The 19,395-nt window shown below is 51.6% G+C and carries 19 protein-coding genes and 1 tRNA gene; 6 read left to right on the forward strand and 14 right to left on the reverse strand.

Annotated features, from left to right (window positions below; translation table 11 throughout):
- Positions 1–116 precede the first annotated feature (116 nt).
- The 4 genes from pstB (at position 117) to arsC (ending at position 3,853) form a co-directional block, all read left to right on the forward strand.
- The gene (gene pstB / locus HCG48_RS00880) at positions 117–917 is read left to right on the forward strand and encodes a phosphate ABC transporter ATP-binding protein PstB (RefSeq protein WP_168567476.1); all 801 of its coding nucleotides are present in this window, start codon (positions 117–119) and stop codon (positions 915–917) included.
- A 292-nt stretch (positions 918–1,209) separates the two neighbouring features.
- Entirely contained in the window at positions 1,210–2,229 is a 1,020-nt protein-coding gene (locus HCG48_RS00885; RefSeq protein ID WP_168567477.1) for a PstS family phosphate ABC transporter substrate-binding protein, read from the forward strand.
- 43 nt (positions 2,230–2,272) lie between these two features.
- Entirely contained in the window at positions 2,273–3,421 is a 1,149-nt protein-coding gene (gene arsB / locus HCG48_RS00890) for an ACR3 family arsenite efflux transporter (protein WP_168567478.1), read from the forward strand.
- Positions 3,422–3,457: 36 nt separating this feature from the next.
- Entirely contained in the window at positions 3,458–3,853 is a 396-nt protein-coding gene (gene arsC / locus HCG48_RS00895) for an arsenate reductase, glutathione/glutaredoxin type (protein ID WP_168567479.1), read from the forward strand.
- A 96-nt stretch (positions 3,854–3,949) separates the two neighbouring features.
- On the opposite strand, the gene HCG48_RS00900 is transcribed toward arsC, so the two are convergent.
- The 9 genes from HCG48_RS00900 to HCG48_RS00940 all read right to left on the reverse strand — a co-directional run bounded on the left by HCG48_RS00900 (position 3,950) and on the right by HCG48_RS00940 (position 12,552).
- Positions 3,950–5,185: an LL-diaminopimelate aminotransferase gene (locus HCG48_RS00900; protein WP_168567480.1), complete on the reverse strand. Its 1,236-nt coding sequence runs from the start codon at positions 5,183–5,185 to the stop codon at positions 3,950–3,952.
- A 94-nt stretch (positions 5,186–5,279) separates the two neighbouring features.
- Positions 5,280–6,419: a DNA-processing protein DprA gene (gene dprA / locus HCG48_RS00905; protein ID WP_168567481.1), complete on the reverse strand. Its 1,140-nt coding sequence runs from the start codon at positions 6,417–6,419 to the stop codon at positions 5,280–5,282.
- A 1-nt stretch (position 6,420) separates the two neighbouring features.
- Positions 6,421–7,095, reverse strand: coding sequence for a YdcF family protein (locus HCG48_RS00910; RefSeq protein WP_246259813.1), 675 nt, complete (start codon positions 7,093–7,095; stop codon positions 6,421–6,423).
- 91 nt (positions 7,096–7,186) lie between these two features.
- Positions 7,187–7,342 carry a hypothetical protein gene (locus HCG48_RS00915; protein ID WP_168567482.1) on the reverse strand — a complete coding sequence of 52 codons (156 nt, stop codon included), beginning with the start codon at positions 7,340–7,342 and terminating at the stop codon, positions 7,187–7,189.
- A 260-nt stretch (positions 7,343–7,602) separates the two neighbouring features.
- The gene (locus HCG48_RS00920; protein ID WP_168567483.1) at positions 7,603–8,868 is read right to left on the reverse strand and encodes a glycosyltransferase; all 1,266 of its coding nucleotides are present in this window, start codon (positions 8,866–8,868) and stop codon (positions 7,603–7,605) included.
- 387 nt (positions 8,869–9,255) lie between these two features.
- Positions 9,256–10,389 carry a sensor histidine kinase gene (locus HCG48_RS00925; RefSeq protein ID WP_210437136.1) on the reverse strand — a complete coding sequence of 378 codons (1,134 nt, stop codon included), beginning with the start codon at positions 10,387–10,389 and terminating at the stop codon, positions 9,256–9,258.
- 59 nt (positions 10,390–10,448) lie between these two features.
- Positions 10,449–10,889 (reverse strand): helix-turn-helix domain-containing protein, encoded by a 441-nt coding sequence (locus HCG48_RS00930; protein WP_168567484.1) that lies wholly within the window; start codon positions 10,887–10,889, stop codon positions 10,449–10,451.
- Positions 10,890–11,063: 174 nt separating this feature from the next.
- Positions 11,064–11,783 (reverse strand): response regulator transcription factor, encoded by a 720-nt coding sequence (locus HCG48_RS00935; protein ID WP_168571676.1) that lies wholly within the window; start codon positions 11,781–11,783, stop codon positions 11,064–11,066.
- Positions 11,784–11,886: 103 nt separating this feature from the next.
- On the reverse strand, positions 11,887–12,552 hold the full coding sequence (locus tag HCG48_RS00940) for a DUF2301 domain-containing membrane protein (RefSeq protein ID WP_168567485.1): 666 nt from the start codon (positions 12,550–12,552) through the stop codon (positions 11,887–11,889).
- A gap of 83 nt (positions 12,553–12,635) precedes the next feature.
- Here HCG48_RS00940 and HCG48_RS00945 point away from each other — a divergent pair, with 83 nt between their 5' ends.
- Positions 12,636–13,253, forward strand: coding sequence for a hypothetical protein (locus tag HCG48_RS00945; protein ID WP_168567486.1), 618 nt, complete (start codon positions 12,636–12,638; stop codon positions 13,251–13,253).
- A 238-nt stretch (positions 13,254–13,491) separates the two neighbouring features.
- Here HCG48_RS00945 and HCG48_RS00950 read toward each other — a convergent pair whose 3' ends face one another.
- From HCG48_RS00950 to HCG48_RS00960, 3 genes are all read right to left on the reverse strand, one after another.
- Positions 13,492–14,292, reverse strand: a complete 801-nt coding sequence (locus HCG48_RS00950) for an SAM hydrolase/SAM-dependent halogenase family protein (protein WP_168567487.1) — start codon at positions 14,290–14,292, stop codon at positions 13,492–13,494.
- A gap of 74 nt (positions 14,293–14,366) precedes the next feature.
- Positions 14,367–14,453: transfer RNA gene (locus tag HCG48_RS00955), tRNA-Ser, on the reverse strand.
- Between the two features lie 131 nt (positions 14,454–14,584).
- Positions 14,585–15,517: a TIGR04168 family protein gene (locus HCG48_RS00960; RefSeq protein WP_168567488.1), complete on the reverse strand. Its 933-nt coding sequence runs from the start codon at positions 15,515–15,517 to the stop codon at positions 14,585–14,587.
- A gap of 163 nt (positions 15,518–15,680) precedes the next feature.
- Here HCG48_RS00960 and nadA point away from each other — a divergent pair, with 163 nt between their 5' ends.
- Positions 15,681–16,652: a quinolinate synthase NadA gene (gene nadA / locus HCG48_RS00965; RefSeq protein WP_168567489.1), complete on the forward strand. Its 972-nt coding sequence runs from the start codon at positions 15,681–15,683 to the stop codon at positions 16,650–16,652.
- A 130-nt stretch (positions 16,653–16,782) separates the two neighbouring features.
- On the opposite strand, the gene HCG48_RS00970 is transcribed toward nadA, so the two are convergent.
- Complete coding sequence (locus tag HCG48_RS00970; RefSeq protein WP_168567490.1) at positions 16,783–17,838, reverse strand: permease; 1,056 nt, start codon at positions 17,836–17,838, stop codon at positions 16,783–16,785.
- Between the two features lie 755 nt (positions 17,839–18,593).
- Positions 18,594–19,313 (reverse strand): 5'/3'-nucleotidase SurE, encoded by a 720-nt coding sequence (surE, locus tag HCG48_RS00975; RefSeq protein ID WP_168567491.1) that lies wholly within the window; start codon positions 19,311–19,313, stop codon positions 18,594–18,596.
- Positions 19,314–19,395: the final 82 nt, after the last annotated feature.

A 19,395-nucleotide genomic window follows, 5' to 3' on the forward strand; every position in this document is an offset into this window, starting at 1 on the left:
GATCGAGGGGCGATCGCCCTCGGTTTCACCACTCGATTCTCGCTCTTTTTCCTCTTTTTTCTCTTTTACTTCCCCGAGGATCTCCTATCCCTCGTTTTCCCCAGAGGTCACTGTCGATGAATCTCCAACCTATTTTGCCCGAATCCTCTGAACTTGCTTTATCTTGTCAAGAACTGTCGGTTTATTATGGCAACAGTCTAGTTTTAAAAGATATCAATCTAGACTTATACGCCCATCAGATTACCACCTTGATCGGTCCGTCGGGATGCGGTAAAAGTACGCTGCTTCGCTGTTTTAACCGACTCAACGATCTAGTTCCTAATACTCGTATTCAAGGCAAGATTTTATTTAAAAATAAAGATATTTATCGCTTTAAATCGGTGGAAATCCGCCGCCGCATCGGCATGGTGTTTCAAAAACCCAATCCTTTTCCTAAATCGATTTACGAAAATATTGCTTTGGGTTTGCGAATTAATGGCTATCAAGGGGATATCGATGAAGTGGTCGAATATTCTTTGCGTCAGGCGACTTTGTGGGATGAAGTTAAAAATCACCTCAATCGCAATGCACTGACTTTATCTGGCGGACAACAACAACGCCTCTGTATTGCACGGGCGATCGCCCTCAAACCGGAAATCCTCTTGATGGACGAACCTTGTTCTTCTCTCGATCCGGTTTCCACGGCAAAAATTGACGATCTGCTCTACGAACTCAAACAACATTACACGATCGTCATGGTCACCCACAACATGCAACAAGCTTCGCGGGTATCGGACATGACTGCGTTTTTTAATATTAAAAATATGCCGAATGGGATCAAAGTCGGTTACCTCTCGGAATACGACCTCACCGAAATTATCTTTCACAACCCCAAACACCCCTCAACTCAGGAGTACGTGACGGGTCGCTTCTACTAAATCTCCACCTCCGACACGGCGATCGCGTAGGGTCTCCCCAGGAGAATCCCCCGTCTGAAGTTGCATCAAGTAAAATTGATTGATGTAGGTTGCATCCTTCGTTCAACTCCAGGCAGAATCCCAGGATTTTTGAACCATATTTGAGGCTTATTGGCTTACATCTCGATAATACTCCCGTTTTTACCCCCGATTGCCTAGGGGCGATCGCCCCTGCCAAACCCTCTTGACAAATCAATTTTTTTTGAAATGATAGAGAAGTACCCCACCAGTTCAGCTCTCGGGGGCAAAGGTTATGAATATCAAAATTTGGCAATGGATATCCCCATTGACCGCGACGGCGATCGCGGCGATCGCTACAATTTCTTGCTCTCAATCCCCAGTCCAAGACCGCCAACCGATCGCGATCGACGGATCGAGTACGGTCTATCCCATCACCGAAGCGATCGCCCAAGCCTATCAAGATCGAGTTTCCGATGCCGTCAACATAACGGTCAACTTCTCCGGAACCGGAGGCGGGTTCGATAAATTCTGTGCCGGAGAAACCGACATCAATAATGCCTCGCGACCGATTCAAAACGACGAAATGGCGGCATGCAAACAAGCTGGAGTCGCCTATATCGAGTTGCCCGTTGCCTTTGACGCCTTAACCGTCGTCGTCAACGATCGCAACACATGGGCTGCCGATATCACTTTGGACGAGTTAAAAACCATTTGGGAGAAAGCCGCCCAAAGCAAGATCCTCAAATGGAATCAAGTGCGTCCCACCTGGCCCGATCGCCCCCTCAAACTCTACGGACCGGGAAAAGACTCGGGAACCTACGACTACTTCACCGAAGCCGTTCTCGGCAGTTCCGGAGTCAGTCGGGACGACTACACCGCCAGCGAAGACGATACCGTCTTGGTCGAAGGAGTGAGCAACGATCCCGACGCCCTCGGCTATTTCGGCTATGCCTATTACGAACAGCAAGCCGCCGCCATGAAAGCGATCGCCGTCGATAGCGGTCGAGGGGCGATCTCCCCATCGCGCGAAACGGTCGAAAACAATCAATATCAACCCCTCTCGCGCCCGCTTTTTATCTACATCAATCTCAGCGAAGCACAAAAGAATCCCGCCATGAAAGAATTTGTCGATTTTTACCTCGATAACGCCCCTCAAATCGTCAATACCATCGGCTACGTTCCCTTACCCAAGGAAGGCTATAACCTCATAAAAATTAACTTCAATCGAGGTAAAGTCGGCACCGTTTTTGGGGGCAAATCTCAATTTAACTTGACCATTGGCGAACTCTTGAAGCAAGAAGCCCAATTCTGAAGGCGCGATCGCCCGCCCATCTGTCAACCTTTCAACCCAACTCATGAACACCTCCGATTCTAACCCTCCCGTCGTCCGCGCCGGGAGCAAACTTAACGCGTTTGAAAAATATCTGACCCTTTGGGTATTCGCCTGTATTTTTGCCGGAATCGCCCTCGGACGCATCTTTCCGAAACTTGCCGTCACTCTCGATTCGATGAGTGTCTATCAAGTATCAATTCCGATCGCCATTTGCCTGTTTTTCATGATGTACCCCATCATGGTAAAAATTGACTTCAGCCAAGCCAAACAGGCGATTAAAACCCCCAAACCCGTACTTTTGACTTTAATTGTCAATTGGGCGATCAAACCCTTTACCATGGTTATTTTTGCCCAATTCTTCCTCGGCTGGCTGTTCCGTCCCTTCCTCCAAGGAACCGAACTGCTACGCGGTGCGGAAGTCTCCCTCGTCAACTCCTATATTGCCGGAGCAATTTTACTCGGAATTGCCCCCTGTACCGCCATGGTCTTGATGTGGGGATATCTGTCTTATAGTAACCAAGGGCATACCCTGGTCATGGTGGCGATTAACTCCCTAACCATGTTATTTTTATATGCCCCCTTGGGTCGCTGGTTGTTAGCAGCCAATGATTTAACTGTTCCCTGGCAAACCATTGTTTTATCGGTGTTAATTTATGTCGGCTTGCCCCTGGCGGCGGGAACTTACAGCCGTTATTGGATTTTCAAACATAAGGGACGGGAATGGTTTGAACGGCGCTTTTTGAAATATCTCAGTCCCGTCGCTACGAGTGCTTTGCTGTTAACCTTGGTGCTATTATTTGCCTTTAAAGGCGAATTGATCGTCAACAATCCCTTCCATATTGTTTTAATCGCCGTTCCCTTGTTTATTCAGACCAATTTTATTTTTGCGATCGCCTACGTTGTCGGATTAAAGCTCAATTTGACTTACGAAGATGCCGCCCCCGCCGCTTTAATTGGTGCGAGCAATCATTTTGAAGTCGCGATCGCCACTGCAGTAATGTTATTTGGTTTGAATTCCGGTGCTGCTTTAGCTACGGTCGTCGGCGTTTTAATCGAAGTTCCAGTAATGTTAATGCTCGTCGATCTGTGTAAGCGAACGGCTTTTTGGTTCCCCAGAGAACCGGAAAAAGCCTCTTTACCAGACCCGCGTTGTATCCATCCCCTCGGCTAATCTCGTGACCGATATCAAAGGGAGAAACATCGAAAAATGACCAAAAAAGTAATGTTTGTTTGCAAGCGTAATTCCTGCCGTTCTCAAATGGCGGAAGGCTTTGCAAAACAGTTGGGACAAGGTAAAATTAACGTCAGTAGTTCCGGACTCGAAGCCAGTCGCGTTCATCCGACGGCGATCGCCGTCATGTCCGAAGTCGGAATCGATATTGGCGACCAAACCTCGGATCCTTTAACTGAATTCAATCCTCAAGATTACGATATCGTGATTTCTCTATGCGGTTGCGGCGTCAATTTACCCGAAGTGTGGGTATTGCGAGAAATATTTGAAGACTGGCAACTCGACGACCCCGACGGACAACCTTTAGAAACCTTCCGCCGCGTTCGTGAAGAAATCCGCGATCGGGTTCAACAGTTAATCGCTTCATTGTAGTGATTGAAAATGGGGCAATTGTATTTTATTGCTTCATCGACAATTGCCAATTGAAAGGCGGGCATTTTGCCCGCCCCACAGGTTTTGAGTTCGCCTCTATCCGTTGAAAGTTGCCGTAATCCGCTTCATCGCTTCTTCGACATTCGCGCGACTGTTAAACGCGGAAATGCGGAAATAGCCCTCGCCTGCGGCCCCAAAACCCGATCCGGGGGTACCGACAACGTGGCAATTTTGCAGCAACTTATCGAAGAAATCCCAACTCGACAGACCGTTTGGTGTTTTGACCCAAACATAGGGCGCGTTGACGCCACCGTAAACCGTCAATCCCGCCGCCGTCAGTTTTTCGCGAATAATGGCCGCATTTTCTAGGTAAAATCCGACTAATGCCTTGACTTGTTCTTGTCCGCGATCGGAATAAACCGCCTCGGCGCCGCGTTGGACGATGTAGGACACCCCGTTAAACTTCGTCGATTGGCGGCGGTTCCACAACTTCCATAACTCGACTTCCGACCCGTCCGCCGCTTTCGCAGTTAAGGTTTTGGGAACCACGGTCAAGGCGCAACGGGTTCCCGTAAATCCGGCATTTTTCGAGAACGAACGAAACTCGATCGCGCAATCTCTGGCCCCTTCAATTTCGTAAATCGAATGGGGTAAACTACTGTCGGTGATAAACGCTTCGTAAGCCGCATCGAACAGGATAATCGACCCGTTTGTTCTGGCATAATCCACCCAAGCTTTGAGGTGTTCCTTCGTCGCCGTCGCCCCGGTGGGGTTGTTGGGGAAGCACAGGTAAATGAGATCGACTTTTTCGCTGGGAATTTGAGCAGTGAAGTGATTGTCCGCCGAAATTGGCAAATAGACTAACCCTTCATATTCGCCTTTGTCGTTCGCCGGACCGGTGTGTCCCGCCATCACGTTCGTATCGACATAAACGGGATAAACCGGATCGGTGACGGCAATTTTGTTATCTTTGCCGAAGATATCGAGGATGTTACCCGTGTCGCACTTCGACCCGTCGGAAATAAAGATTTCGCTGGCGTCTACCTCGCAACCGCGCCCTTGAAAGTCGTGGGCGGCAATTTTTTCGCGCAACCAAGGATAACCTTGTTCCGGGCCGTATCCTTTGAAGGAGGCGCGATCGCCCATATCATTAATAGCATCGACCATCGCCGTCCGGCACGCTTCCGGTAACGGTTCGGTGACGTCGCCAATCCCGAGTTTAATAATTTGAGCGTCGGGATTCGCTTCGGCGAAAGCATTGACTCGCCGTGCAATTTCGGGAAACAGGTACCCTGCTTTGAGCTTGAGGTAGTTGTCGTTAATTCGTACCATGGTTAAAAACCGTTACAAGCGCCGTAATCCAGCTTATAGGAATTTTAGATTTTAGATTTTAGATTTTAGATTTTAGTGAGTCGGCGAACGGTCTCTAGGGACTCCGCCGATACCGCATTCCGGGTAGCTGAACGACGACACCCAATAACTCTAATTGCAATAAGGCACTCGATACCGTGGCGGCGTCCATTCCCGCTTGTGCGACGATCGCGTCAAAGGGGGTATCTTCCGGGGGTAAGGCGTCAAATACTTGCCGCAGTGGCGGGTCGAGTTCGACGGAGGGCGCGCTTTTCGGTTCGGCGAACAGTTCTAACTGTTGTGAGGTAGTCGTTGGTAACAGATCTAAGGGGGGCATCTCGCCGAGCATTTCTAAAAGGTGGTCTTCCCCTAAAATTAACTGGGCGCCTTTGTTAATTAAGGTCAAACATCCGATCGCGTTGGGATTGTCGAGGGAACCGGGCAACACGTAGACATCGCGCCCGTATTCGTTGGCAATGCGGGCGGTAATTAAGGCGCCCGATCGCGCGGGGGCTTCAATGATAATCGTGGCACGACACAAGGCGGCGACGATGCGATTGCGTTGGGGAAAGTGAGATTTATCCGGGGTCGTCCCGGATTTATATTCCGTTAGTAACAAGCCGGATTCCTGAAGTTTTTTGTATAAATTGGCGTTTTCCCGGGGATAAATCACGTCGATTCCGGTGCCGAAGACGGCGATCGTTCGTCCTCCGGACTCCAAACAGGCGCGATGGGCTTCGGTGTCGATCCCTTTCGCCATTCCGGAGACGATCGCGAATCCCCGTTGAGTCAAGGCTTTGGTAATCCGCCAGGTCCAGCGTTTGCCGTATTCGGACGGGTAGCGGGTGCCGACGATCGCCACGGCGGGAACGATCCCTTGATTCTCCAGGGGTTCGACCTGTCCGCGATAGTATAACACCGGGGGCGGGTTGGGAATTTCTAGCAGCAGTCGGGGATAGTCCGCATCGGCGGGCGTCCAAAAGTGAGGGTTTTTCTGCAGGTGTTCTCGATAAACTTTTTGCGGGTCGAGTTGCGATCGCGCGATCGCGACTTTCTCCACCATCTGCCGTCCGAATCCTTCCACCGCACCGAGTTCCCGAGGATCGACCCGCCACGCTGCCGCCAGAGAACCGAACTGTTGCCGAATCCGTTGCAGCAATACCGGACCGATCCCGGAAATTTGCGACCAAACTACCCAAAATTCCCGTTCTTCCATCTTAGATCGTCCCCTGGAAAAAGCGCGCGTACAGGTAGGCGATCGTCTCGGAAATCACCGATCGCACCCCCGCACTACTTTGCCACCAACGTTGCGGATCGTAGTCCATCGGCTCGACGGCGATCGCCCCAACGCTCACGTCAATCTCGGAAAGTGCTAATTGAAATAACAGCCAACTGCGCCGGGTATGCGGTCCGAGGGAGATTAAATCGATCGCCCTCACTTCCGTTCCCGTGGCGATCGACCACTCGCGCAAGGCGACTGCCGACGCATAAGTGCGATCTTTCATCACCGCCGGACCCGGAACCGCCACGAGGCGATCGCGATCGGCCCCCACGGCGGCTAAGGTGGCGGCGGCTAAGGTGGCAAAATCGCGATATTCCACCAAATACGATCCCCGTGCTAACGGCAATCCGGTGGTCACCAATTGGCGGTAATTGCCGCGATCGAATTGTGCTAATGCCGCCTCTAAGGCGTAATCGGGCAACCAGCCTTCAACCACCAAAATCTCGGCCTCCGGCAACGGTTCGATCGCCGCCAGAAAGGGATAAAGGCTGCCAAACACCATTCCTAAAATTGTCATGACAATGGCGATCGCCACTCCCCAACCCCAAGGGGTTAACGTCGATCGTTCTCGCCGCCGGATTAAGGGAGGACATTTCAACTTGAATGTCATCGATCTCTCTCCATAAAGCAGGCATCTCACCTGCTTTACCATAGCACGGGCAAGATGCCCGCGATCGACACGAGATCTCCCCCGCTTTTGGTCACGACGAACCGACCGATCGGCGATCGATCGCCTCGGCAATTCGAGTAAATTCGCCCGGTCTCGATCGTGTCATGTCGATCGGCTGAAGTATAACTTTGTCCTCCAGCCGTTCTCGGTCGGTCGGTCCTCCCCACTCGGTTCCGGACTTCCCCACTACTTCTTCACCCGATAGTCGGAAGATTTGAGATGGGGAAATAAAAAAGCGATTGCGATCGCGCCTAAAAGGATCGACAAACTCACCGAAAGAATGACGAAAACCAGCTCAACCATGAACCTAACTGCAAAACTGTCCACACCATAAATGGCCAGCCAGCAAAGCGTCAACTGAAGACCCTGCTGGCTGGCTCAAATTTATCGATTGATTTGAAAAACGTTAATGCCAAGAATTGGCAACGGTTATTTTAGATGGCGTTTCTAGGCGCTGACCGAAACCAATTGTTTCGCAGGTTCTTCCACGAGTAATTCCTCGTAGAGTTCGCTCAGTTGAGCGGCGACCCCTTGCCAACTAAATTTCTGCTCCACACGTTTTCTCGCTGCTTTCCCCAGTTGCAATTGCCAGTGAGGTTGGCTGAGAATGCGATCGATCGCCTTCGCGAAGGCTTCGTCATCTTGCGGGGGACAGAGTAACCCAGTTTTTTCGCTGACGACGGTATATTGCAAGCCGCCGACGTCGCTGGCGACCACCGGGGTTCCACTGGCCATCGCTTCGATCGCCACCAAGCCGAACGGTTCGTAGTGGCTGGGAACGACGCAGACATTGGCCGCAGCATAGTATAAATGCAAGTCGTCATCGCCGAGACGTCCGGGGAAGCGGGTAAAGTCGCGCATTCCCAGTTCGTCTACAATGCCTTCGATGCGATCGCGCTCGATACCATCACTTTGTCCGGGACGAGATCCCCCCGCGATCGCGAGCTGGATGTTCGCCAAGCCGCGTAACATCGACTGACCGACGGCCCGCACTAAGGTTTCGATCCCTTTGCGTTCGTCAAAGCGACCGACGTAAAGCACGACTAAAGCGGCGGGGTCGATGTCGAGTTGACGGCGGGCGTCGCGGCGGGAGACGTGACCGAAGCGGTCGATATCGGTTCCGCAGGGAATCACGTCGATATTGCCTTTGCTGGAAACGAGCGATCGCATGTGCTCGCGTTCTTGGGGACTGGTCGCGACGATGCGTTCGGCGGTTTCCAGACAAGTTTTCTCGACGTTCAAGCGGGTGGTGGCGATCGTCGGGACGACTTTCACCGAGTTATACTTGACCGCGCCTAACGAGTGGTAAGTGTGGATTTGCTGGATCGACTGATGTTTTTTCAGTTCCATCCCCACTTTTGCAGACAGCCAATAGTTCGTATGAACCAGAGGATAATAATATTGTTGTTGTTGTTGAAACTTTTGCAGTTGTTCGACAAACTCGGGCAGATAGCCGTATATTTCTTGTCTCGGGACGAATTCTTCCGGCCCTGCCACTAAGCGAATGGTTCGACAATTGGGACTGTGTTCGACGATTTCGGCATCGGAGGCACTGGCTTTGCGCGTAAACATATCCACTTGCCAGCCTTGGCGTCCGAGTGCTTCTCCAACTTGACGGACGTAGACGTTCTGACCGCCTGCCTCTTCTTTACCAATTTCGACGGCGGGGTCTCCATGAACGGAAACTAAGGCAATCCGCTTGTTGTCTCCCATGTTTTTCACTTGAATTCAACAAAGTTCGGTTCCCCCGTTTCGACTTTCGTCGTTGCGAGTACGATCGATCGCCCGATCGCTTCGGTGGCTATCCTTCTTGTGGGCGTGGTGTTCCATGCCTTCGAGATCGGATACTCCCTAGAACCTAGGCTGAGATTGAGGTGTTTTGCGATCGCGATCGATCGTCACCGCGATCGCACGCTTCACCGGGCATTTGCCCCGTCAATTCAGCCAATATCTCCGGTAGACCTCGCCTTGCGGCTAGCCGTCTAGCTCGGTGACATGCCAAGTTTAGCAGACTGATATGACAAAAAGATGACATTTCTTTGTCATTTGTATGTCAATTTTCACTTGGTTTCCTTAAAGTTCTGTAATGTTTTATACAGTCTAGGGGCGGTAGGGAGTCACTTCGTCGCGTCCTGTCGGAATTTGGGCCGCTTTGAGGTAAAACTTAAACTGACTGCCGAGGCCGAGTTCGCTTTCGACAAAAATCTCGCCCCCTTGCAGCTCGATCGAACGGCGGCAAATCGCCAGACCGATTCCCGTCCCTCGGGAATAACGTTCGCGGGCTTTCGGCGATCGCCAGAAGCGCTCGAAGACATGGCCCAACTCGTCCGGGGCGATCCCTTCCCCGGTATCCGCCACCGCCACCCAAATCGACGACGACTCGCACCAAGCGCGCAAGGTAATCGAACCGCGCTCGGTGTAGCTCATGGCATTACCGATTAAGTTCACTAAAACTTGTTCGAGGCGATCGGGGTCGGCCAGCACGTCGGGCAACTCTAACGGACATTCTAAAGCCAAACTCAGAGGTTCTTCAACCAGTTGCTCGGAAAATTTTTCCACCAAGGATTCGAGTAACGGCCTGAGATCGACCGCTTGTAAATTGACTGGAAGATAGCCCGCTTCTGCCTTCGAGAGATCCTGTAAATCGCGCACCAAGCGTTCCAGACGGCGGGTTTCGGCGATCGAACGACGGTAAATCGACGGCGACGGGGCGATCGCCCCATCCGCCAGTTTTTCTAAATTCCCCCGAATCACCGTCAACGGGGTTCGCAACTCGTGGGTCAAATCGGTGACAATTTCCCGACGCCGTTGTTCGACCCCTTCGAGCACCGTTGCCATTTGATTGAAACTGGCGGCGAGGCGGTTAAGTTCGGGAATATCGCTGCTTGGCATTCGGCGATCGATCCGTCCTACGGCGAACTCTTGCGTAATTTCTTCCATCTCCAGCAGCAAACTCACCAAGCGTCGGGCGACCCAATAACTGAGTCCCGCAGCCGCCAAGGCGCCCACGCATCCCGATTGAAACGTGCTTTGATCCCACGCACTTTTGAAGGCGGCGAGTAAGGGAGTCAATTCGCCGAGGCTGAGGCTATGGGTTCCCGCCAGTCGTTCGAGATGGACGACAAAGAAATCCGGCGCTAAAACTGTTCCGACGATCGACGAACTCAGACCGCCGACGATCGCCACTAACAAATGCGATAAAAATAGACGAGATTGTAAATTTAACTGATTCACAATGGATTTACGAGAGTTGCACTCACGGCGATCGCGCCAACGCGAAGGACATCGGGGAATCAGCGATCGGTTCGGGATTTGCGGCTTTTCACTTTTGCTTTGAGTTTGTAGCGCACCAGTTCGTAAACCGCCATATAAGAGGCATCGACGCCGAGTTCCTCTTTAAACCACTGCTGAATTTCCCCGTAGGTTTTAAATTCTTTTTTCTCTTTGACTTTTTTCTTTAATTCTTCGATCGCCCAATCGGGAATACTCGATTTTCTTCCCCCGCTATGTCGGTCTTGCAATAATCCTTGCAATCCTTCTTTCTTATACAGCTTCAACCAATTTTGAACGGTTACCCGATGTTTGCCCAAGAGATTGGAGAGATCGGTTACGGTTTTGACTTGTCCGGTTTTGAGCAGGTAGAGCGCTTGCACGCGGAGAAACTTTTGAGAGGTTTTTTGTTTTCCTAACAGGGTTTTGAGTTCGTCAGCCGTTTCGGCTATTTCGATTTTCACGACTCCAGGCATAACCGTGCTTTCCGTCCGTCGGTGGGAATTTGCTATTTGTAGTCTAGCAACAATAAAATACGATAACGGGGGAAATCGTGAAAATTCTCGGACAATCGGGGATTTTCTCCGTCGAGGGGATAAAAGCTCTCTGGGGAGAGACGATCGCGCGATCGCCTCTCCCTAATTGAGACTCGACGGCGTATCGTCTTCAAATTTGTAACCGACGCCGACCACGGTTTTAATAAAACGCGGTTGGCGCGGATCCGGTTCGATTTTTTTACGCAATCGGGCAATATGAGTATCGATAACGCGCTCGTTTCCGAAAAAGTTATCCCCCCAGAGATACTCGATCAGTTGGGTGCGATCGCAGACCCGGCGCGGATGTTTGACAAATAAGGTTAACAGTTTGAACTCTAAATGGGTTAAATCCAACACCGAGGCGGGTTCGTGGTGGTAGTGGCGGTGGGCCACGTGGCGGTCTACATCGACGGTAAAGCTGGCAGTGCGGTACACCTGGCTTTCGCCCCCGTGGCGCAAACTACGCCGCAACAGGGCGCGGACGCGGGCGATCAGTTCCCGGGGAGAGAAGGGTTTGACAAAATAATCGTCGGCCCCGGTAGACAGTCCGATGATGCGATCGATTTCTTCCCCTCTGGCGGTCAACATGAGGATGTAGGGATCTTTGGGGATGTGTTGCTGTCGGATGCGGGCGCACACTTCCAAGCCGTCCAATCCGGGCAAGCGCAAATCGAGTACGATCAGATCCGGCGGCGAGGTGCGTACTGCTTCTAAAGCGCTGAAGCCGTCATGACAAATCCGACAGCAAAAGCCTTCTTCTTCTAAAGATTGTTCGATTAACTCGGCGATGTCCGGTTCGTCTTCGACAATTAAAATCTCCATTGCCGTTCTCGCTGGATTCGCACTCAAGGGGGGAGTAGGCATGGAATTTAACCTTATGGTTAGGTGGTCAAGGGACGCCATCGATCGCGGGCGATCGCGAGATTTAGGAAGGGACGCGCGCCGATCGCTGTTGTTTGAGATACTCGAACACTGTTTTATCGCCGATATCGTCGGGCATGGCTTGAAATGCCTTTCTCAAGGCGAATACGACGAATAACACCGCCCAAAGGGCCAATAAAGCCCGTTCCCCAACGGCGGGTAAGAGACCGAAAAGATGGCCTAAAATCAGTATCGGCACCACGGGGGTGAGAATTTTGGTTTCCAAGCGGTTGAAACAAAAGGCTTCTTTAAAGTAAATTCCCGTGAGGGCGACGAAGGTAAAGCCCATGCCGAATAAGGCGATCGGGCGCTGATAAGCCGTCAGGGCGAGGGCTTCGGGATAGGAGACAGCCGCCCAAACGGTGGCGATCGCCCCCACACCCCACAACAATTGTAGTAAGCGATGCAAGGGAACTAGATAAATGTGAATGGTCAGCAAGCTGACGCCGAGGGCGAGGGAAAATCCCCCATACAGCCCGGTTAAAACGGGGGCGATCGCCTCGGTCACTCCTTGCCATAATACTAAGGTCGTCCCCACGGCGAAACACGCGGCGGCGATCGCCAGTCCCCCACGGTAAATCGCGACCCCGAGGCGATCGTCGCGATCGATGGTAAACTCACCAAACTGTCCTTGGTAAACAATCGGTTCGTCGGAATTTTCCTGAATCATTGTTTGTTCGTCAAACATTGACAGCAAAGTAACTGCACTCAAGATACACTTTAAAGGTGGAAACCTGCAAAGAGGCTCTCAAGATGTCTAAATCTAAAAAGCCCGCTAAAAATCAACCGTCAGCCTCGGCGATCGCTGGAGGAATTCAACTCGATGAGGGTCTCTTTGGCGTCAAGATTATCGATCGCCTTTCCAAAGAAGAGAGAAATATGGTCCTCTTAAAACGGGAAATTAAAGAGTTTGCCGAATTTCTCGAAGATTTGGTCGAACCCCTAGATATAGAAGAGTTAGAATCTCAAATTTCTAGCATCCTCAAGACGGAAGATATCGAGGTTAATAAAAGAAATCTCAAAATCTATCTGAATTATATTAAAAACAAAATTAATTTACCTTGCCATTTAACAGGTATCGAACCTTTTGCCTGGGAAGAAAACTATTTTGAATCTCCTCCCAACCTTCAAAAAAAAATCCCCAAGCCGAAAGCAATACTTCCCTCATTTGAAGATGTATTTCTGTTGTTGGGATTTGAAGAAAATGTTTCCCTTGAGGAAGGGATTAGAGTTCAAGTCAAACGAACCTCCGATCGCCGTAAGTTTGTTTTACCTCTAGCGGATTTAGAGGTTTATGGAGATATCGATAACAGTTATAAGGAAAATCACGAACTGCTCAATATGTACGAAATTTGGTTTGTGAATTATTAAACGGAGAAGGAAAAAGTCAAAAGGAAAAAAAGGGGATGCAAGAGACAATTACAAAATCCAAAAATTCCCTCATTTTAAGCAATAGTTTCGATCGAGAAAATACAAAAAATCTTGTAGGGGTTTGGTTACCAAATCCTAGAGAAGTAGGGGTAACCCGATAGCAGCCATCGGTCGTTTGATGCTGCGGCGATGGCTTCCTCTCAAACATGACTCTGAATGTTTATTTGATAAACAGTCTCTAAAATCTAAAATCTAAAATCACATCAAGCCTCGTCCCCACCTCTAAACCAAAGCGATCGCGCGCGTTACCGCCATTGACTGCTAATTCGACCCAACCGTGAGAACCGACCAGGGCGATCGCCTCATTGGGGCCGACATCGGCATAAGTTTGGCCACTCGGAATCTGGCGATCGTCGAATGACAAAACCCAGGACCGTTCCCCCACGGCATCGCCGGGAATATTACTGATTAAATTACCAAACCGATCCACATATTGAATGCAACCGGAAACTTGAGTCGATCCAATTTGACAATCAGGGAAGTCCCACCGGACTAAAGTTTCCGGAGCGATCGCCTCTCCTAAGTCGCTGAAGGGGACGCCACGGGCGAGATGGGCGCCGACCGGGGCAAAAATATCCCGTCCGTGAAAGGTGGTACTGGGGTTGGGGGTGCGCCAGTAGTTAGAATCCGTTAATTCGACGGCGGCGATCGCCGGGTCGGCGCGATCGAGGATTCCGTCGAAGACGCCGTTATCGGGACCGACAAAGAAGGCGCCCTTACAGGCGATCGCGATCGCCCGTCGCCGACTCCCCACCCCCGGATCGACGACGACCACGTGAACGGTTTCTGGAGGGAAGTAGGCGATCGCCGAGGCGAGGGCAAAACGGGCCGCCACGATCTTTTGTGGGGGAATCTGGTGGGTGAGGTCGATGACGCGCAACGCCGGATCGATGGAGGCGATCGCCCCTTTCATGACGCCGACATAGGGATCGCTCAAGCCAAAATCGGTTAATAGCGTTATGAGCCCGTTGCCCTGCATGTTGCTCGTCTCCCGCGATCGACAAACGAGGTGCGGAACTGTCCCACACCTCAACCGCTATCTACGTTCAAAACCGGAGAGGGGGAGATTCGAACTCCCGGAGCCCTTGCGGACTCATCTGATTTCAAGTCAGACGCAATCGACCACTCTGCCACCTCTCCATTAGGCACTCTTTCAATCTTAGCGTGCCTGCCTCGCAAAGAAAACAGGCATTTTGAGAAAATTTCGCCTCAGAGGAGATCGAAATCGCGATCTAGAATCCAAACTCTAACCGCTAAACGCTAAAATCCGCTTAAGCCAGTTGGCGCATGGCTTTACCGGGATTCTCGTAGAGAATTTGTTGGGCGATCGCCTGGAAATGGCGATCGAGCCAAACGAGACGAGCATCGGTGACGACGCCATTTTCTAAGGAAACGAGGGAAAAGTTACGTTTGACGTCGGTTTCGGTGACGATAACGCGCGGAACGCAGGCGCTATTCAAGTATAAGGTGCCTGTGGCGTCCACGTGGGTCGATCGTCGCTGCCGTTGTTTGGTGTGGCGCAAGTTATGGTGCATGTGACCGAAAGTCACTAGGGGAATCGTTTTTCCGAGTTGGCGAGTGGCGGCGATCGCCTCTTGAAAATCGGGATCGCCGAAGTCGCCGCCGATCGGATTCCAATCGCGACCGCAAGGGTCTTCTGGTAAGGAACCCAAGCCATAGGGGCCGTTATGTCCGAGAAAAATAATCGTATCGCAGCTTGTTTCGCGAACGGCGGCGAGGATGCGATCGCGGGATTCTTCCATGCTGTTGACGCCGAAGCGATCGCGGTAAAACTCGGCATATTTCCACTCCGGACCGCCCCAACTAAAGGGACGAGTCCCCACCACACTCAAGCCGTATTCGGGAAAGTCCAAGTGAGCGTAACCGACGTGAAAATCATCGGTGATTTCTAGTTGGTCGGCGACCCAATCTTCGGTGAGGCGATCGTAAGGGCATTTTTTCCGACCCCAGTGGGTGGCACTGTACCAAGCATCGTGATTGCCGAAAACCAGGGCTTTGGGCAAGTCCAGATCGGCGATCGCCCGCACGACACGAAGGCATTCGTTCCCAAAATCGCCGACAAATAAGACTAAATCGACTTCTAAAGCCTTCAGCGCTTCTGCATCTTCTCTTTCCCATTGTTCGTGAACGTCCCCGACGACAGCCACCGTCAAAGACTGTTGCTCAAACTGGCGATCGCTCATGACCCGTTTTACCTTACTTGTCCGATAAACCCAGCATAAGCAAGGGTTGGCTCGTTTCGCTAGAACTCCTGCGAGGATCCGACGGCGATCGCCTGTCATTTTTGGTAAAAACTACTATAATTTCCAATAACGATAACGAACGAGCTAAGTTCAGGCCATAACTGTGTTTACCTCCACCCTTGTTCACCGAGACACGACCGGATCGAACGACCTGCCCGACGATTTATTCGAGGCGATCGCCGAACTGAAGCGAGAACTCAACGCCGTCATTCTCGCCCACTACTACCAAGATCCCGACATCCAAGACATCGCAGACTACATCGGCGACTCCCTGGGCTTATCCCGTCAAGCCGCCAACACCGAGGCAGAGGTCATCGTCTTTGCTGGGGTTCACTTTATGGCAGAAACGGCGAAAATCCTCAACCCGAACAAACTCGTCCTACTGCCAGATTTAGACGCGGGCTGTTCCCTCGCCGACAGTTGCCCGCCCGACGCCTTCGCCCAATTCAAAGCCGCCCATCCGGATCACTTAGTCGTCTCTTATATCAACTGCTCGGCAGCGATCAAGGCGATGAGCGACATCATCTGTACCAGCTCTAACGCCGTCAAAATTATCGAACAACTCCCCCCGGATCGACCGATTATTTTCGCCCCCGATCGCAACCTCGGGCGTTACGTCATGGAACGAACCGGGCGCGATTTATTGTTGTGGGAAGGCAGTTGTATCGTTCACGAGACCTTTTCCGAGAAAAAGATCGTCCAACTGCAAATCGAACACCCGGACGCGGAAATCATCGCCCATCCCGAATGCGAAACCCCGGTATTGCGCCACGCCAACTACATCGGTTCGACCACCGCCCTACTGCAATATGCCAAAGAAAGTCCCGCTTCGGCATTTATCGTAGCGACGGAACCCGGCATCATCCACCAGATGGAGAAAGAAGCGAAGGACAAGCAGTTTATCCCCGCACCTTCGACCAGTAACTGTGCTTGCAACGAATGTCCTCACATGCGTCTCAACACGCTCGAAAAATTATATTTGTGTATGAAAAATCGCACCCCAGAAATTAACTTGCCCGAAGACATTCGCGAGGCGGCATGGCGACCGATCGCCCGAATGTTGGAAATGAGTTAAACGATCGCCTAGCTCGATCGAGCGAGCGATCGGAGAAGAGTGCGCCGTAAGGGCGAAAAATTTTTCGCCCTTATCGCACCATCGGCAACTGTCCAATTGACTCGGGCAAACTTGGGTTTCGATCCCCATTTCAACCCACTTTTAAGTTGTAAATTAGGGTAAACAAAAAAGTCAATTGAGCAGTTAACGCCATTAAATAAACCACCGCACGACCTTTAAAGATCGACAGGAGTAAACCGAGGGCTTTTAAGTCAATCGTCGGACCGAAAACTAAAAAAGCCAATAACGATCCGGTGGTAAAGCTCGACGCAAACGAGAGGGCGAGAAACGCATCGACCGTGGAACAAATCGAAACGACACTGGCGAAAGCTAACATGGCCAAAATCGAACTGACCGGACCTTGACCCAAACTGAGGATAATATCGCGGGGAATGCCGATTTGAACGATCGCGGCGATCGCGCTACCCACCACTAAAATACCGCCGAGTTCTCGCAATTCTTGCAGGGTATTCTCGACAAACAAGCGCATTCGCCAGCGATCGATCCCGGAAAACCGAAATAAACCGATCTGGGCGTTCCCCAGTTGGGGGAGCGGGGTTGCTTGGACGGCGGTCGTATCGAGCCGCATGGGCTGCTCCCCTTGCCCTAATAAAAAGGTTCCCGACTGTAGTAATGGCGAAATACTTTGGGCTTTTTTCACTTCCGGCGTCGGTTCGGGAGCCGATTGCGGCATGGCCCGCAACACCGAAGGCTGTAGCAGGGGGCGCAAGTCTTTCTGAAAGCTGAAGATCCAACCGATCGTCGTAGCAATGGCGAGGGAAAATAAGACACGCCAGAGAACCACTTCCGGTTGGTCGCGAAAGGCGACCCAAGTAGACCAAATGACGATAGGGTTAATGGTCGGTGCGGCGAGCAGAAAACCGATGGACACCGAGGACGGGACGCCCTGGAGTAATAAGCGACGGGCCACGGGAATGTTGCCGCATTCGCAGACCGGGAATAAAAAACCGATCAAACTTCCGGCCAAAGCGCCGAGGAGGGGATGTCGGGGTAAGATCGCAATCAGCTTGCGTTCGTCTACAAATAAGAGCAATAAGCTCGATAACAATACCCCCAACAACAGGAAGGGCATTGCCTCGACCATTAAACTCATCCAAAGCGTGAAAGCATTATTTAACTGATTCATCCTTTCGGCAGGTGTGGGTGTTGAGGAGCCGAGATCGAATCGTCGAGGGTCGGTTGCGAGATTCGCAATGGCGACGATCGATCGCTGCGGGCGAACAGGGAGGATTCAAGGGCGCTCGGGGAGAAAAGCCGAGCGGGCGATCCTAGAAAGTCATATTGCGCAATTACAGCCGTTCGGCGAGTTAAGCAGCATAGGATTGCGATCGCAAAAAAAACTACTTCAACACTATACAAAATTGGGGGATCGGGAGAGAATGGGGGAAGGCACCCCTGTCCGTCGGCGCCCTGGGATCTCGTGGGCTATTTCCCTGCAGAGCAGAGGAAAAAGGCGCTCCAGTCGTTGAGCGATCGCCGTGGCGTTCTTTTTTGAAGCCTTCGTAAATGGGTTGCTCGGCGATCGATGAGGTGGACGCCATACCCACCATTGGATTGTCTGCTCTAGAGGCGTTGCAGACATCGGGGATGAATTGGAGCGGCGATCGAAACAGAAACCGATCGCCAACGCAGATGGAATGTTTGTAGAGGCGGTAGGGTCGGTAAGGGTGCCAAATTGTTTGCCCCGACTCCAGAAACCGCGATCGCGGGATTTTGCAAATGAGGGAAGTCAAGAGTAGTTTTTCGCGACGGTAGGGGTTTCAAACAGCGATCGTTCTCGGTTGAATTCTGTGGAGTTTTAAGGCTCAATTTTTCAGGTTTTTGCGCCTATGTTTTCACTTTTTCCCGTTCTGAATTGACTCTTGAATCCCCCGGACAAATCTAGGCGCCGCGATCGCGCTGGGGTTTATTGTCGAGGGTGCGGACAGATAACTGAGTGATGGCGATATTGCCGGAAAAACAAACATCGACATCGGTTCCTATTTCCCGGGGGCGATCGCCGTAGCGCCCGCAATAGTGAAAATAATCTCCTTCAATGTGATAGTCAATGGGCAGGGGTTGGGAAGAATTCTCACATAAAACAATTTCCGGCTCGCGATCGCCCGGTTCGAGATAGGGTAAATTGACATTCCAAAAACACCCGGGTTCCGGGGGGCGATCGAGCAGATCGGCCAAAATCCGACTGGCCCAATGGGTCGTTATTTCCCAGTTAACGGGTCGTCCGCCTTGACGATACTGAGAAATGGCGATGCCGGGAACGCCGTGAAAGGCGGCTTCGCGCACGGCGGCCACGGTTCCGGAAATGTAGATATCGACCCCCATGTTTCCCCCCGAGTTAATCCCGGAAATCACCCAACTTGCCTCCGGATATAAGTGAGAAAGAGCGATCCGGGTACAATCGGCGGGGGTTCCGGCGATCGCCCATGACGTACTCGAACGGCGATCGACGTGGATGGGGTTTCTCGTCGTCACTTGATGACCGCATCCGGAGAGTTCGTCTCGGGGAGCGGCGATCGCGATCGCCCGTCCGTCCAGCGCTTCGCATAATGCCGCCATTCCCGGCGCGTCGATCCCGTCGTCATTGGTGAGAATTAAGGTCATAACTTTGGTGATTCCACAGCTTAATGAGAGATGCAATAATCAAGCTCAAGTTAATTGTATGATTATCGATCCCCTTCCCATT

It is taken from the genome of Oxynema aestuarii AP17 (assembly GCF_012295525.1).
In the GTDB taxonomy this organism is placed as follows: Bacteria; Cyanobacteriota; Cyanobacteriia; order Cyanobacteriales; family Laspinemataceae; genus Oxynema; species Oxynema aestuarii.

Bases quoted from the DNA above. Each gene is read 5' to 3' on its own strand.
- HCG48_RS00910 (WP_246259813.1), bottom strand. From the start codon at position 7,095: ATGACATTCAAGTTGAAATGTCCTCCCTTAATCCGGCGGCGAGAACGA.
- HCG48_RS00950 (WP_168567487.1), bottom strand. From the start codon at position 14,292: ATGCAGGGCAACGGGCTCATAACGCTATTAACCGATTTTGGCTTGAGC.
- HCG48_RS00945 (WP_168567486.1), top strand. From the start codon at position 12,636: ATGTCTAAATCTAAAAAGCCCGCTAAAAATCAACCGTCAGCCTCGGCG.
- HCG48_RS00935 (WP_168571676.1), bottom strand. From the start codon at position 11,783: ATGGAGATTTTAATTGTCGAAGACGAACCGGACATCGCCGAGTTAATC.
- HCG48_RS00960 (WP_168567488.1), bottom strand. From the start codon at position 15,517: ATGAGCGATCGCCAGTTTGAGCAACAGTCTTTGACGGTGGCTGTCGTC.
- arsB (WP_168567478.1), top strand. From the start codon at position 2,273: ATGAACACCTCCGATTCTAACCCTCCCGTCGTCCGCGCCGGGAGCAAA.
- HCG48_RS00920 (WP_168567483.1), bottom strand. From the start codon at position 8,868: ATGGGAGACAACAAGCGGATTGCCTTAGTTTCCGTTCATGGAGACCCC.
- HCG48_RS00940 (WP_168567485.1), bottom strand. From the start codon at position 12,552: ATGATTCAGGAAAATTCCGACGAACCGATTGTTTACCAAGGACAGTTT.
- HCG48_RS00885 (WP_168567477.1), top strand. From the start codon at position 1,210: ATGAATATCAAAATTTGGCAATGGATATCCCCATTGACCGCGACGGCG.
- pstB (WP_168567476.1), top strand. From the start codon at position 117: ATGAATCTCCAACCTATTTTGCCCGAATCCTCTGAACTTGCTTTATCT.
- HCG48_RS00900 (WP_168567480.1), bottom strand. From the start codon at position 5,185: ATGGTACGAATTAACGACAACTACCTCAAGCTCAAAGCAGGGTACCTG.
- dprA (WP_168567481.1), bottom strand. From the start codon at position 6,419: ATGGAAGAACGGGAATTTTGGGTAGTTTGGTCGCAAATTTCCGGGATC.
- HCG48_RS00970 (WP_168567490.1), bottom strand. From the start codon at position 17,838: ATGAATCAGTTAAATAATGCTTTCACGCTTTGGATGAGTTTAATGGTC.
- surE (WP_168567491.1), bottom strand. From the start codon at position 19,313: ATGACCTTAATTCTCACCAATGACGACGGGATCGACGCGCCGGGAATG.
- arsC (WP_168567479.1), top strand. From the start codon at position 3,458: ATGACCAAAAAAGTAATGTTTGTTTGCAAGCGTAATTCCTGCCGTTCT.